At 42.7% G+C, this 14,408-nt stretch carries 17 protein-coding genes; 13 read left to right on the top strand and 4 right to left on the bottom strand.

All coding sequences use genetic code 11. From position 1 onward, the window contains the following. Positions 1-3 precede the first annotated feature (3 nt). The 3 genes from LCD34_RS06375 to yunB all read left to right on the top strand — a co-directional run bounded on the left by LCD34_RS06375 (position 4) and on the right by yunB (position 2,590). Positions 4-1,377, top strand: a complete 1,374-nt coding sequence (locus LCD34_RS06375) for a bifunctional metallophosphatase/5'-nucleotidase (protein ID WP_224558681.1) — start codon at positions 4-6, stop codon at positions 1,375-1,377. A 67-nt stretch (positions 1,378-1,444) separates the two neighbouring features. After that, a complete protein-coding gene (locus tag LCD34_RS06370; RefSeq protein ID WP_007500404.1) occupies positions 1,445-1,750 on the top strand; it encodes a YunC family protein in 306 nt (101 codons plus the stop codon). A gap of 69 nt (positions 1,751-1,819) precedes the next feature. Then, positions 1,820-2,590 (top strand): sporulation protein YunB, encoded by a 771-nt coding sequence (gene yunB / locus LCD34_RS06365; RefSeq protein ID WP_017367991.1) that lies wholly within the window; start codon positions 1,820-1,822, stop codon positions 2,588-2,590. Between the two features lie 78 nt (positions 2,591-2,668). On the opposite strand, the gene LCD34_RS06360 is transcribed toward yunB, so the two are convergent. Next, a complete protein-coding gene (locus LCD34_RS06360) occupies positions 2,669-3,133 on the bottom strand; it encodes a DUF2691 family protein (protein ID WP_008346848.1) in 465 nt (154 codons plus the stop codon). Between the two features lie 198 nt (positions 3,134-3,331). On the opposite strand from LCD34_RS06360, the gene LCD34_RS06355 reads away from it, so the two are divergent. Then, positions 3,332-3,562 carry a hypothetical protein gene (locus LCD34_RS06355; protein ID WP_008346846.1) on the top strand — a complete coding sequence of 77 codons (231 nt, stop codon included), beginning with the start codon at positions 3,332-3,334 and terminating at the stop codon, positions 3,560-3,562. A gap of 72 nt (positions 3,563-3,634) precedes the next feature. Here LCD34_RS06355 and LCD34_RS06350 read toward each other — a convergent pair whose 3' ends face one another. Continuing rightward, positions 3,635-4,579 carry a M23 family metallopeptidase gene (locus LCD34_RS06350; RefSeq protein ID WP_224559398.1) on the bottom strand — a complete coding sequence of 315 codons (945 nt, stop codon included), beginning with the start codon at positions 4,577-4,579 and terminating at the stop codon, positions 3,635-3,637. 323 nt (positions 4,580-4,902) lie between these two features. Here LCD34_RS06350 and lipA point away from each other — a divergent pair, with 323 nt between their 5' ends. Beyond that, the gene (gene lipA / locus LCD34_RS06345) at positions 4,903-5,799 is read left to right on the top strand and encodes a lipoyl synthase (protein ID WP_008360456.1); all 897 of its coding nucleotides are present in this window, start codon (positions 4,903-4,905) and stop codon (positions 5,797-5,799) included. Between the two features lie 39 nt (positions 5,800-5,838). Here lipA and LCD34_RS06340 read toward each other — a convergent pair whose 3' ends face one another. Further along, on the bottom strand, positions 5,839-6,474 hold the full coding sequence (locus LCD34_RS06340; protein ID WP_007500413.1) for a YhcN/YlaJ family sporulation lipoprotein: 636 nt from the start codon (positions 6,472-6,474) through the stop codon (positions 5,839-5,841). Between the two features lie 120 nt (positions 6,475-6,594). Between LCD34_RS06340 and LCD34_RS06335 the strand changes: the two genes are divergently transcribed. Genes LCD34_RS06335 through LCD34_RS06325 form a run of 3 tightly spaced genes read left to right on the top strand, consistent with a single transcriptional unit; the run spans position 6,595 to position 8,115 of the window. Next, complete coding sequence (locus tag LCD34_RS06335; protein ID WP_008346837.1) at positions 6,595-6,870, top strand: YutD family protein; 276 nt, start codon at positions 6,595-6,597, stop codon at positions 6,868-6,870. 18 nt (positions 6,871-6,888) lie between these two features. Further along, entirely contained in the window at positions 6,889-7,323 is a 435-nt protein-coding gene (locus LCD34_RS06330; RefSeq protein WP_024719757.1) for a DUF86 domain-containing protein, read from the top strand. A 21-nt stretch (positions 7,324-7,344) separates the two neighbouring features. Then, positions 7,345-8,115 carry a TIGR01457 family HAD-type hydrolase gene (locus LCD34_RS06325; protein WP_008346835.1) on the top strand — a complete coding sequence of 257 codons (771 nt, stop codon included), beginning with the start codon at positions 7,345-7,347 and terminating at the stop codon, positions 8,113-8,115. Between the two features lie 42 nt (positions 8,116-8,157). Here LCD34_RS06325 and LCD34_RS06320 read toward each other — a convergent pair whose 3' ends face one another. Further along, positions 8,158-8,658: a phosphatidylglycerophosphatase A gene (locus tag LCD34_RS06320; protein ID WP_029575457.1), complete on the bottom strand. Its 501-nt coding sequence runs from the start codon at positions 8,656-8,658 to the stop codon at positions 8,158-8,160. Positions 8,659-8,771: 113 nt separating this feature from the next. Between LCD34_RS06320 and yutH the strand changes: the two genes are divergently transcribed. The 5 genes from yutH (at position 8,772) to thrB (ending at position 14,369) form a co-directional block, all read left to right on the top strand. Continuing rightward, positions 8,772-9,812, top strand: coding sequence for a spore coat putative kinase YutH (gene yutH, locus LCD34_RS06315; protein ID WP_263490634.1), 1,041 nt, complete (start codon positions 8,772-8,774; stop codon positions 9,810-9,812). 74 nt (positions 9,813-9,886) lie between these two features. Continuing rightward, positions 9,887-10,855, top strand: a complete 969-nt coding sequence (locus LCD34_RS06310) for a 2-hydroxyacid dehydrogenase (RefSeq protein ID WP_224558680.1) — start codon at positions 9,887-9,889, stop codon at positions 10,853-10,855. Between the two features lie 222 nt (positions 10,856-11,077). Beyond that, a complete protein-coding gene (locus LCD34_RS06305; protein ID WP_224558679.1) occupies positions 11,078-12,379 on the top strand; it encodes a homoserine dehydrogenase in 1,302 nt (433 codons plus the stop codon). Beyond that, entirely contained in the window at positions 12,379-13,440 is a 1,062-nt protein-coding gene (gene thrC, locus LCD34_RS06300) for a threonine synthase (RefSeq protein WP_039963831.1), read from the top strand. The genes LCD34_RS06305 and thrC overlap by 1 nt, the downstream gene beginning before the upstream one ends. Then, positions 13,437-14,369 carry a homoserine kinase gene (thrB, locus tag LCD34_RS06295; RefSeq protein ID WP_007500423.1) on the top strand — a complete coding sequence of 311 codons (933 nt, stop codon included), beginning with the start codon at positions 13,437-13,439 and terminating at the stop codon, positions 14,367-14,369. Before thrC ends, thrB begins: the two co-directional genes overlap by 4 nt. Positions 14,370-14,408 lie beyond the last annotated feature (39 nt).

Here is a 14,408-nt window from a genome sequence, read left to right as displayed (position 1 = left end):
AACATGCTGCAGAAGCTATGGTTATATCATACAAACGACTTGCACAGCCACTTTGAAAACTGGCCAAAAATCGCAGCTTATATTGAAGAAAAGCGTCAAGTTCACGATCAGATGCTCTTATTTGATATTGGCGATCATATGGATCGAGTAAACCTTGTATCAGAAGCGGATTATGGAAAAGTGAATGTCAAACTTCTCAATCAGCTTGGCTATGATGGCGTCACAATTGGTAATAATGAAGGCATTACGTTGCCTCATGAGAAGCTCGACCAATTGTACAAAGACGCGCAATTCCCGGTGATTTTATCTAATTTATTTGAAAAAGGCAAAAGACCATCGTGGGCAAAGCCTTATGAAGTGATCACATTGAAGAATGGACTGAAAATCGCCATCTTAGGGGTGACCATTGCGTATACACCTGTCTATGAAAAGCTGGGCTGGGACATTACAGACCCATTTGAGAGCATACGGGAGATGCTGCAAGAAGTGAAAGGACAAGCCGATGTCATTGTTCTTCTTTCCCATCTAGGCATCATCCATGATCGAGAGGTAGCCCATGACTTCCCGGAAATCGACATCATCTTAGGCTCACATACGCATCATCTTTTAGAACAGGGCGAGATGGACAATGGCGTTCTTCTTGCATGTGCTGAAAAGTATGGGCATTATATTGGCTGTGTCGAGCTGACCATTGATACAGCGAGTAGCGAGCTCATCGAGAAAAAAGCGACGGTGCAATCAGTGGACCAGCTGATCAGTGAATCCGATGAAGCGATCACGACTTTACAGAAAGCTGAAAGAAGAGCGAAGTCACTCATGCAGGAAAAAGTGACATCCATTGAATCAAAGCTCGAAACAAAGTGGTTTGATGACTCCCAGCTTCCGCAGCTTTTAACAGATGCCATTAAAGAATGGTGCGAGGCAGATATCGGCATGATGAATGCAGGGATGGTGCTTGATTCATTAGAGGCTGGCATCGTCACAAGAGAGGACATTCACCGGATATGTCCGCATCCAATTAATCCAATCAGGGTGACACTTACTGGGAAGCAATTGATCGAAACAGTGTCTCGTGGCTGTGAAGAAAAAATGGAACAGCTACGCATCAAAGGCTTTGGCTTTAGAGGCGAACTGATGGGGAAAATGCTATACAGCGGTTTGACTTATTCATTAGAAGAGGGCGAAACCAAACGAGTAAAAGAGGTCTATGTAAACGATCAACTCGTCAAAGAAGATGATTCCTATACGGTTGGCACAGTGGATATGTATACACTTGGCTCTCTTTTTCCTCATATACGTGACCATGAACACATCGAATATTTCATGCCGGAATTTTTGCGTGATGTCCTGAGCTGGCGATTGAAGGACGCAAAGTGAAATCCGCTCCAGCCTAACAACACTTGCCCTCCCTTCACATAGATTGTGTTGAAGGGAGTGAAGGGATATGGTGAATTTAACACCTATTACAATTGATGGCCATTCCTTTACAGCCGTCACCGTCAAACTGCCAAAGACCAATTTCATGGCAGTGACAAATGAGCATGGTTATATTATGTGCGGTGCACTTGATGTCGGGCTCCTAAATGAAAAGCTTGCAGATAGAGGAATCATCGCAGGAAGAGCAGTCGGTGTAAGAACCATCGAGCAATTGCTGGATGCACCTTTAGAATCTGTGACATATGCCGCTGAGTCACTCGGCATTCATGCTGGCACAATTGGAAGAGATGCATTATTAAAAATGGTGAAATAAAATGTACAGATGATTCCTATCCCCCCGCCTGTCTGCATACACTTGTAATGGAGAAGGGGGGATTTTTTATTGAGATTGAACCGCCGTTATCGCCCCTATAAAAAGGGCCCTCTGCCATTTCGTTATGTCATGCTGCTTGCCGTATTATTTTTTGTGCTCTCAACTGTCATTAGCCTATTCTTCATCAATCGTTCCATTAAACCAACGTTGATTCACATTGCTGAACTAGAAACAGAACGAATCGCCAATCATCTCATCCAATATTCTGTTCAGGATTTTGCAGATGATCAGGAGAATATGAAGGATATGGTTGTGATGAATACAAGTGAGAACGGCAAAGTAACAACCATCGACTTCAATGCGCAAGCAACATCGAAAGCAATGGCTGACCTGTCACGTCACCTTCAAAAAAATCTAGAGGACATTGAAAAGGGGAATTTTCAAAAAGAGGCAAAAGAAGCATTAAAAGATCAAACAGATGGACATGACGGCATTATATATAACATTCCGCTTGGGCAAGCGTCCGGAAATGCACTTATCGCCAACCTAGGACCAAAAGTGCCTGTACGATTCAGTGTCATTGGTGACCCGCATACAGACGTTGAAAAAAACATCAAGCCATATGGCATTAACAATGCCTTGATTGATATTAGTGTGCTCATTGAGGTGAAGGTGAGAGTCATCATCCCATTCGCCTCAGAAACCATCGTCGTCAAAAATTCCGTGCCTGTCTCCATCCAAGCCGTTCAAGGAGACGTCCCAGATTATTATAATGGCAGCGGAACAAATTCAGGCGCTCCATCGATTGTTCTGCCAGAAAAAAAGGAGAAGAAAGAATAACAGCCCAATGGACGAATTGGGCTGTTTTTTTCATACGCTGTGATTGCATATAGTGTTTTTGTGATGAACGTTTTGTTGTTACGAAACAGACAGTCTTGTCCTTGCATCATTTTCATCGGTGATATAGGTCACGTCTTCAAATCCACATTCAACTGCATTCTTGTATAGCCATTCGAGTGTTCCCTTATTTTTGCAATAGATCGTAACATAGGAGCAATCGGCCACTAAAAGAACAAGCTCGCATTGGCTTTCAATAAATTCTTCATAGGTCTTAATATGAGACAATGTCCCTTTTGGATATGCTTGTAAATCGGCGAAAATCATATAATACGTCTTGTTTTCAATGAGGTGTTTGAGTTCTATACCGTCCATTTCTGTTTTACCTTCAGGAAAAAGTTCTTCATCTTTTTCGCCATCAACTAGTATATTCGAGTCTTCGGTATCGATTCGCCAGCTGAATTTGGTGATGTCGATAGGTTTTAGCACTTCTCCAAGGAAGACTCCGTATTCATTTGGAATGGTAAAGGTCATTCCTCTTTTCAAAAAAACAACCCCCTAACTCTTTGTGAAGTAATTATTCATTGGCTGCGATGCTTAGACTTTTTTATGTGATCTGTTCATCCATACGAATCGCGTGCCATGATAAATGTTCATTGTTTTCCTTTTTGAATAGTGTAGCTATCCTGAAGGCTGATTTTTCACGATCGTCTGTTATGAAAGTGAGAGGAGGATTTGATTGATATGAAGAAAATTCATGTAAGCGGGTTTTGTTTTTTAGTATTTGCCATTGTATTTAGTGCTAAATATATGTCAGCATCGATATTATTAGCTGGGAGTGACAGTTTGAGTGTCGACTTATTTAGAGGGATGTTTGACATGATTCCACTTGAAGTAACAGTTGTGTATCTCCTTTTTTTCATCATGGGTATTCTTTTTTTAGTTTTAGGATTGAAAGAAAAGCATAAGCAGTAACAGTAGACAAGTGATAATGTTGATACATATTAAAAGGAGAAGCCAGCGGTATCGCTAAACTTCTCCTTTTATTTATCGACGTTTCCGCTCGGCTCTTTCCCATGCCCTTAAATGAGGGTAAGGATCAAACGACCATTCAGTTCGTCCATTGTCTTTATACATGCCGTAATGAAGGTGTGGCGGGAATTTCCCTGCTGTGCCAGGTGGACCGTAACCGGAGCTTCCGACTGATCCGATGACTTGACCAGGTTCTACAATCTGCCCAGCTTTGAGTCCTTTTGCAAAGCCATTTAAGTGGGCAAAATAATGATAATGATTATGAATATCTCGAATGCCGATCCGCCAGCCGCCAAAGCGATTCCAGCCTTTCATTTCAATCACTCCGTACGATGTCGCACGAACAGGAAGACCGTAATGAGCAAAAAGATCAGTGCCCTCATGAATTCTTCTGCCTCCAAAGCCTCTCGCATCACCCCATGTACTCCTGTAGCTGTAGTCAGCGCCAACCGGAAGAGGAAACGCATGCTTACCAAGGTCAAGATGGCCGTAATGCTTATAGAGCTTCATAAAAGATGAAATGATTCCAACGGTTTGATCACGTCCGTAATAATCCCACAGCGCGATTTTTAATTGGTCGATGCTGCTGCCGTAATGGAGCAAGTATTGAGCAAACGTGAACAGGACATCTTCATCGTTATCGATTTCTGCTTTTCCATCCCCATTTCCATCAAGCCCAATACCGTCAAAAACTTTAATGCTTAATGGAGAGGTATCCTGCTTATTTGGATTTTCTGGTCCTATCCACATTTCCCGGGGAATGTAGATGCCAATCACACCTGTTTGTTTGGGTAAATCTCTTCTGCTTTTGCGTATATTGTGTTCATACTGATCAACCGCAGCAAGTACATACCACGGGACCTGTGTGGTGATGGCGATCTTTTCATACAGTGCCATTCGCTGTTTTAATTCATCGGGCTGTTTGTTTGTCCCTTGTGCATGGACTGATGCGGGAATCATTGAAAGAGCGATGATGATCGCTAAAACCACTTTCACAAACGTCCATCTCCTTTCTTCGAACATCTCTTCTACCGTTTAGTGTGGTTTGATCACGTTATTTCATAAGAAGAAAATGTTAGTAATTTTCTTCTGTTATTTTAGGAGTCTTTTGGGTATTTTTGCAGCTCATTCCCTTGTTGTTCAATCTGTACTATGTTAAAGTGTCTAAAGAAAAGGCCTTAGGCCGAAGATTCAATTTTTTGCGGCAATAGCTGCATCCATCGTATATAGCAGGAAGATGATTGTATATGCACCTTTAACGAATTCATATGGAGATGATGGAATTGGCAAAGAAGGAAGAGCACGTAAGAAAACCGGACTGGCTTAAAATTAAGCTGAATACGAATGAAAACTATACCGGTTTGAAAAAAATGATGCGGGAAAACAACCTGCATACCGTTTGTGAGGAAGCGAAATGTCCGAATATTCACGAATGCTGGGCAGTGAGAAGAACTGCTACATTTATGATCCTCGGATCTGTTTGTACGCGCGCATGCCGTTTCTGTGCGGTGAAAACCGGACTTCCTACTGAATTAGACTTGCAAGAGCCAGAACGCGTGGCAGATTCAGTGGCTTTGATGAATTTAAAGCACGCTGTTATAACAGCGGTTGCAAGGGATGACCAAAAAGATGGCGGAGCAGGCGTATTTGCTGAAACTGTTCGTGCCATTAGAAGAAAAAGTCCATTCACAACAATTGAAGTTCTCCCTTCAGACATGGGTGGCAATTATGATAATTTGAAAACGTTAATGGATACACGCCCTGATATTTTAAATCACAATATTGAAACAGTACGCAGGTTAACACCAAGAGTTCGTGCACGGGCTACATACGATCGTTCATTGGAATTCTTGCGTCGTGCAAAAGAAATGCAGCCTGACATTCCAACGAAATCAAGCATTATGATTGGACTTGGTGAAACGAAGGAAGAAATCATTGAAGTTATGGATGATCTTCTTGCTAATAACGTCGACATCATGGCAATTGGTCAGTATTTACAACCTTCGAAAAAGCATTTGAAAGTGCAAAAATACTACCATCCAGATGAGTTTGCAGAGCTGAAGGAAATTGCCATGTCAAAAGGCTTTAGCCACTGTGAAGCTGGACCGCTTGTCCGTTCTTCTTATCATGCAGACGAACAAGTAAACGAAGCGTCTAAGAAGCGTCAGGCGCAAGCATAACAAAGAAAACGCCAGAGCTTTCTGGCGTTTTTTCTCGTATTAATTTTGGCCGTAAGGTGCGTTTCGTCTCATGGTCCGATCGGAATTCGTCATGCCATTGGCATCTTCTTTCGTTGAAATATCTCCGCCTTGAGGAGAGTATTTCATTTGTTGAATCGTTTTTGTCAAAATTTGATCAAAATCACGTGAATTGGTTTGAAGACGTGAAAAATTGGCAATGGATTGAAAGTGCTCTGGGTTATCAGAGACGTACACATGATAATAACGAGGGAGAACAGAAACCGCTGTTTTTTTCACTTGATCGGCTGATTCATCTCGGTTTTTGTTGCCTGTTCGATACACAATGAGGGCATCCTCGTCTGTGACAAGTGTTGCTGCATCCTTTATATTTGGCAGCTGAATGGCTAAACTTGTAATCACGTGGGCAAGATGCTCACGATTTAAAGCAGGGGTTCTTTCCTTCTGATCGGTGACTTGCTGGCGCTGATAACGAACATAGCCTGCTCGATTCGTATCTGCTTCTGGCATGTTGGAATTATTTCCTTCATGACGATCAGACAGGCGAATTGTCTTGCTGGAAGAATCTTCATCCACTTGCCGGTTCATGCCTGATTGAAAGCCGCACCCGCCTAAAAGCATGCATAGGAGAATAGTGGCTGTCAGTTGTTTCATCATAAATGTGACCTCCTTTTTTCTTTAGCTTCGGCTAAATCGGAAAAAACATGCTTTAGCAATTGATGGAGTTGTTCCAATGAATTATCATTAAAGGTGGATCGTTTAAAAAGAGGTGAGAAGATGATCGTCATTCAGAATGCTACCTTTGATCTTGTCAGAGAAATCAAAGACGGCTTTGATGAGGAAGCGTTTAAAGCAAGGTACTCAGATATTTTAAATAAGTATGATTATATTGTGGGGGATTGGGGCTATAACCAGCTTAGGCTGAAGGGGTTTTTTGATGACCAAAACCAAAAGGCCACATTCGATACAAAAATCAGTACACTCGATGAATACATTTATGAATACTGTAATTTTGGCTGTGCCTATTTTGTCTTAAAGCGGATTAGAAAATAACGCAAAGGGGGCGTCATGATGTATTTCGTAGACAGAAAGAAGATTGAAGAGACATTACGTTTTTTTGAGGAGCAATATGATTTGATGCGCAGCCATCAAACATGGTCAAGTCCTTTAGAAAAAAAAGCGCTGGAACGAATTGTTCATTTGCTCGTCGAATGTATTCTTGATACAGGAAATGATATGATTGACGGCTTTATCATGCGGGACCCAGGAAGCTATGACGACATCATGGATATTCTTGTGGATGAAAAGGTTGTACCAACAGAAGAAGGCACTCACCTGAAAAAACTGGTCTCGTGTCGTAAAACACTTGTTCAGCAGTACCAAGAAGTGGTTCATCACGATTTGTTGCAGGTCATCAGTGAGGTAGAACAGGCGCTGCAAGTCTTTCCGAATCGAATTCGCACTTACTTGGAGCAGGAGCTTGGACCAGTATCAGCGTTTAAATAAACCATTGGAGTTGTAAGCAGCATGAAATACAAAGGCTATTTAATTGATTTAGACGGGACGATGTATAAAGGAACAGAAAAGATCGAAGAGGCGGGGCAATTTGTTCACAAGTTAAATGAGTTGAACATCCCTTATTTGTTTGTCACGAATAACTCTTCACGCACACCGAAGCAAGTAGCAGAGAAACTCGTTTCATTCGATATTCCAGCAACGGAAGAACAAGTCTTTACAACAAGTATGGCGACGGCAAACTATATCGCAGAACAAAAGAAAGATGCCTCGGTGTATGTGATCGGAGAAGAAGGCATTCAGCAGGCCATTGAAGAAAAAGGCTTGTCGTTTGGTCAAGAAGACGCTGATTTCGTTGTCGTTGGAATAGACCGCGGTATTACATATGAAAAACTAGCGGTAGGAGCCATTGCGATCCGTCAAGGTGCACAATTTGTTTCAACAAATGGAGATATTGCCATTCCGACAGAAAGAGGGCTGTTACCTGGAAATGGATCGTTAACATCTGTGCTGACGGTTACGACAACAGTGCAGCCAACATTTATCGGGAAGCCAGAGTCTATCATTATGGAACAGGCCATGCGGGTGCTCGGGACAGATGTGTCAGAGACGCTCATGGTGGGCGATAACTATGATACCGATATTATGGCAGGGATGAATGCAGGGATGGATACACTGCTTGTCCATACAGGTGTCACGACAAAAGAGCTGCTTCAGAAATATGACAAACAGCCAACCTATGTCATTGATTCATTATCTGAGTGGATTGAACGATTATCTTAATGAAAAGAGGACAAGCGTCAGACGCACGTCCTCTTTTGTGTTTTATTCTGCATTTCTCGCACTATGTGCCAGTCTGCTTGATGCTGCCGCAGCAATAGCACCGACAATGTCATCTAAAAAGGTGTGGCATTCACCTGTGGATTTATCGTTGAGTTTCCCAAGAATCCCTGGTTTTTCTTTATCGATATATCCGTAATTCGTAAAGCCGATGGAGCCATAAATATTAACGATGGCAAAGGATAAAATTTCATCCACACCATATAGACTTTCATCTGTTTCAAGAATGGATTGCAGCGGTTCTGTCAGCTTTTTTTGCTCAGCGAGAACATCTAGTTCAACGCCTGTTAAGATGGCATTTTGGACTTCACGTTTTGCGATGACACGTTCCACATTGTGGATGCACTCTGTCATGTCTAAGCCAGGATGATATTTTTCCTGTAAAAAGAAGACAAGGTCTGCTATATCTTGAATGGTTACGCCTCGTTCTTGTAAACGGCGTCTTGCTGTTTTTTCTACTTCGTTCATCTCATGATGATGCGGCATGTTCCTCACCCAATCCTCGTAATTTGTCCACAACGTGTGAAAAAGCTTCGGATAGTAAATAGTATTCATAAATCCCTCAACCTGCGACTACGATATGATAAGAGACTGATTTTATGAACGCAGGTGAAATCATGAAAGAAACCATTTATCACACATTTGGTATTGATGTGCGTCAATTTATGCCATATGGCAGTTATCAGAGCTTTCAAACGGCGAAAGCTCTCTTCATCATTGTTCCCGTGTCTCATTTGCGAGAAGAAGAACTCACAGAGCTTTATCATATCAGTCAGTATTTACTGAATGACGGTGACCCATACGTTGCCGTGTTTGAATTAACAAACGAAGAGAAACCGACTTTTACCCATGGAAAAGAACTGTACGCTCTATTAAAGGCAGCACCGCTGGTTACAAGCCGCTCATTTCAGCACGCATCAGAGCTGGCGGCCTTTCATGTCAGGGGGAGAGGGTTTCCATATGAGGTGTCTGAAACAAAACGTGTCGGAGCTTGGAAGGAATTATGGGCAAAACGGTTAGACCAGCTGGAAGGCTTTTGGATGCAGCAAATGCATCAAAAACCACTTGAACGATTTGAAAAGAAATTCATTGAATCCTTTCCGTATTATCTCGGATTAACGGAAAATGCCATTCAATATTTAGTGGATACAGAGCTTGATGATGAACCAAAAGAATGTGATTCAGGTACTGTTTGTCATCAGCGCTTTTCACGTATGACCTGGCCACATGAGCAGCCGATTCGTTTACCTGTTGACTGGGTATTTGACCATCCAACAAGAGATATCGCGGAATATTTAAGAGAAACCTTTGTCCAGCATAAGGAGGATTTAATTGAAGAGGGATTCTCCTTTTTGCAGCACTATGAGCAGGTTACGCCTCTTTCATCATTTTCAAAGCGTCTGCTGTACAGCCGTCTTCTGTTTCCGCTTCATTATTTTGAAATTGTCGAAGGTTATTATATGTCAGGAGAAAATGAAAAATCTTATTATGAAGAACGATTAGATTACGTTTTAAATGATGCGAATCGCTACGAATATTTTCTCAAGGTGTTTCAAGAATTGAGTGCCATGCGCAGCGGTGGGCATCTCATTCCTCCTGTTGGATGGATTCATCAATCCGCTGATTTGAAGTTTCAGTGAACAGACGAAACGTCTCTTTTCTCTTGAGGCGTTTTTCGTTATGCTTAAAGAAATCAACCAAAGGAGTGTTCTTCTTGACGAAACCTTATGTCTATATCACAAGAAAGCTTGATGAAACAACACTTACACCATTAAAAGAAGTCGCTCATATTGACATGTGGACGAGCGAGGATGAGCCGTGTCCAAGAGAAGAGTTAGAAAAACAAGCGGCTCAAGCAGATGGGCTGCTCACGATGCTGTCAGATCAAGTAGATGAGGCACTTTTATCAAATGCTCCAAATCTAAAAGTGGTCGCGAATCTCGCGGTCGGCTATGACAATATTGATCTAAAGGCAGCTAAAAAGCACGGGATCACGGTATGTCATACACCGGACGTCTTAACAGAATCGACGGCTGATTTAGCCTTTGCGCTTTTGATGGCGTCAGCAAGACGAATTGTCGAAGCGAGTGATTGGATTAAGGACGGGAACTGGACAGGCTGGGGGCCGCTTCTTCTAGCCGGTGCTGATGTTCATCATAAAACGTTAGGGATTGTCGGAATGGGCAGTATTGGAACCGCACTGGCCAAGCGGGCAAAAGGTTTTGATATGAATGTGCTTTATCATAATCGTTCAAGAAAGCCAGAAGCAGAAGCACAGCTAGGTGTGACCTATGCCGCATTTGATGAGCTGCTTACGCAGTCTGATTTCATCGTTTGTTTGACGCCTTTAACGCCTGAAACGAAAGAAATGTTTAATAAGAAAGCATTTGAACAGATGAAGAACACAGCTTACTTCATCAACGTTTCCAGAGGGCAGACGGTAGATGAAGAGGCTTTATATGATGCTGTCACGACAGGAAAAATTGCAGGAGCAGGTCTGGATGTATTTAGCAAGGAACCACTCAGCCCAGATCACCCATTAACGACATTACCAAATGTAACAGTGCTTCCTCATATCGGAAGTGCAAGTGTTGAAACGAGAAAAAACATGATGCATTTATGTGCTGAAAATATTGCGCTTGTCCTGCAAGATCAGCAAGCCAAAACGCCAGTTCAGGCGTAATCTCAAGCTTCCCGTCTTCGGGAGCTTTTCTCACAAAAATATTTTGAAAATATAGAATCTTGATATAAATAGCTGTTAAGCGGTTTCATTCTCATATTCTCTTATTTTATTACCTTGTCAAAATGAGGATACCCCTTTATAATGTGTGTACATTGAATGTCTGTGTTAGGTTAACAAATGTCTTTTTAGAGAGGACATTTACGGAGAAAGGTGGAATTTCAGGTGAAGGCAATTCGAGTTGGACTACTAGGATTAGGAACAGTGGGGAGCGGTGTCGTTAAGATTATTCAAGATCATCAGGATAAATTAATGCACCAGATCGGCTGTCCGGTATTAATAAAAAAAGTGCTTGTGAGCAATCCCGATAAAAAAAGAGATGTGGATGTGGCAAGAGAGGTCTTCACAACTGAAGTATACGATGTGATTCGAGATCCAGAGGTCGACGTCATTATTGAAGTGATGGGCGGCATTGAAGAGACAAAACAATATTTAATAGATGCACTAAATGAGAAGAAGCATGTCATTACAGCCAATAAGGATTTAATGGCGCTATATGGCACAGAGCTTTTACATGTAGCAAAAGAAAACGGCTGTGACCTTTACTATGAAGCAAGTGTCGCAGGTGGGATTCCGATTTTGCGTACACTAGAGGAAGGTTTAGCCTCTGACCGCATCACAAAAATGATGGGAATCGTGAACGGGACAACGAACTTTATTTTAACAAAAATGAATGTCGATAAAAGTGAGTATGAAGATGTATTAAAAGAAGCGCAGGATCTTGGCTTTGCAGAAGCAGATCCGACGGCGGATGTAGAAGGACTAGATGCGGCAAGAAAGATGGCCATCCTGGCAAGACTCGGCTTTTCCATGAATGTAGACTTAGAGGATGTGAAAGTGAAAGGCATTTCGGACATCTCGGATGAGGACATTAATTTCAGTAAACGTTTTGGCTATACAATGAAGCTGATTGGAATTGCCCAAAGGGACGGAGAGAAAGTGGAGGTCAGCGTACAGCCAACTTTACTTCCTGATCATCACCCGTTATCTTCCGTCAATAATGAATTTAATGCTGTCTATGTTTACGGAAGTGCTGTCGGAGAAACGATGTTTTACGGACCTGGAGCAGGCAGCCTGCCAACGGCAACAGCTGTAGTCTCAGATTTAGTCGCTGTTATGAAAAACATGCGTCTTGGTGTGAATGGCAGTGGATTTATTGCACCGCAATTTGAGAAGAAAATCAAATCATCATCCGAAGTATTTGCTCAGCAATTTTTAAGAATACATGTGAGAGATCAAGTCGGAGCTTTCTCCCGCATTACATCGATTTTTTCTGAAAGAGGCATCAGCTTTGAAAAGATCCTGCAGCTTCCTGTCAAAGGGCATGATGAGCTGGCTGAAATTGTGATTATTACACATCAAACATCAGAAGAAGATTTCTCAAATATCCTGCAAACATTAAACGATCTCGACGTGGTGGTTCAAGTGAAGAGCACGTACCGAGTAGAAGGGAACGGTTTAAGCTGATGAAGTGGAATGGACTCATTGAAGAATTTCAAGAATTCTTACCAGTAAACGAACAAACACCTAAACTAACATTAAATGAAGGAAACACACCGCTGATTCATCTCGCAAAGCTTTCCGAAAAACTAGGAATTGAACTTCATGTGAAAACAGAAGGCGTCAACCCTACAGGTTCTTTTAAGGATCGCGGGATGGTCATGGCCGTCGCAAAGGCAAAAGAAGAAGGTAATGATACGATCATGTGTGCATCGACAGGGAATACGTCTGCAGCAGCGGCAGCTTATGCGGCGCGCGCTGATATGAAATGTATTGTCATCATTCCAGATGGAAAAATTGCCTTCGGTAAGCTGGCGCAGGCTGTCATGTACGGAGCAGAGATCATTGCCATTGACGGCAACTTTGATGATGCACTTAAAATTGTCCGCAGCATCTGTGAAAAAGCACCGATCGCACTTGTTAACTCCGTCAATCCATACCGAATTGAAGGACAAAAAACAGCGGCATTTGAAATCTGTGAGCAGCTAGGCTCCGCACCAGACGTACTGGCGATTCCTGTTGGAAATGCGGGGAATATTACAGCGTACTGGAAAGGCTTCAAAGAATATCATGAGAAAAAAGGCACTGCACTGCCAGTCATGCGTGGTTTTGAAGCAGAAGGAGCTGCAGCCATCGTTAGAAATGAAGTCATTGAGCAGCCAGAAACAGTCGCAACAGCCATTCGCATCGGAAACCCTGCAAGCTGGAAACAAGCTGTAGCAGCGGCAGATGAATCAAACGGGAAAATTGATGAAGTGACAGATGAAGAAATTCTTCATGCCTATCAATTGATCGCACGTGAAGAAGGGGTGTTTGCAGAGCCAGGCTCTTGTGCATCAATTGCAGGTGTACTCAAACAAGTGAAATCTGGAGAAATTAAGCCAGGCAGTAAAGTCGTCGCTGTACTGACAGGAAACGGATTAAAAGATCCGAATACGGCGATTGATATTTCACACATTAAACCGGTCACACTAGATGCAGATGAAGATCAAATTCTTGAACATTTAGAAAAGGCCGCACGCGTATGAGTAACGCCTCCATGCTTTTTTCAATCACAGTACCGGGAAGCACTGCCAACTTAGGACCAGGCTTTGACTCAGTCGGAATGGCGCTCAGCCGCTATTTAAAGCTATCGGTCTATGACCATGATAGCTGGCTGTTTGAAGCAGAAACAGATGTTGTGTCTGGTATTCCATCAGGCACCGATAATCTGATCTACCAAACAGCTAAAAAGGTCGCAGATGACTTTGGAAAAACACTCCCGCCTGTTCATGTCAAAGTGTGGAGTGATATTCCATTAGCAAGGGGGCTGGGCAGCAGCGCTGCTGCCATTGTCGCCGCTATTGAGCTCGCCAATCAGCTGCTTGAATTAAAGATGACCGATGATCAGAAGCTCTTTTTTGCAAGTGAGGTAGAAGGTCATCCAGATAATGCGGGTGCCTCTTTATTCGGTGGTTTACTCATCGGTCTTCATGAAGAAGACAAGACACATGCCGTTAAAGTGCAGCATGTGGATGTAGATGTCGTCGTCGTGATTCCTTTTTATGAAGTGCTCACAAAGGATGCCCGTGATGTCCTGCCAGAGGATTTTTCCTATAAACAGGCCGTGAGTGCGAGTGCAGTGAGTAACGTCCTTGTCGCCGCCTTAATGACGCAGAACTGGCCGCTTGTAGGGGAAATGATGAATAAAGATTTATTTCATCAGCCATACCGCACGATGCTTGTCCCAGAGCTGTCCAAGGTGGAGCACGTTGCTTCATTAAAAGGCGCGTATGGAACGGCATTAAGCGGTGCTGGGCCGACTATTTTGACCTTAGTGGAAAAAGGGAAGGGAGAAGCGCTGAAAAAGCAGCTTGCCCAAAATTTCCCGCATTGTGAAGTGGATGTGTTGACGGTGCCAGTAGAAGGTGTCGTCGTCGAGCATCATTCTGTGAATCAAATGAAGAACGTGCTGTGAAGACGCACGTTCTTTTTTTATCCTTGTTTTTCATAACAA

The organism is Bacillus sp. RAR_M1_44, assembly GCF_020165935.1.
Taxonomy (GTDB): Bacteria; Bacillota; Bacilli; order Bacillales; family Bacillaceae; genus Bacillus; species Bacillus altitudinis.
Note: the sequence above shows the minus strand (reverse complement) of the source record. Positions and strands in the feature narration are given on the sequence as shown.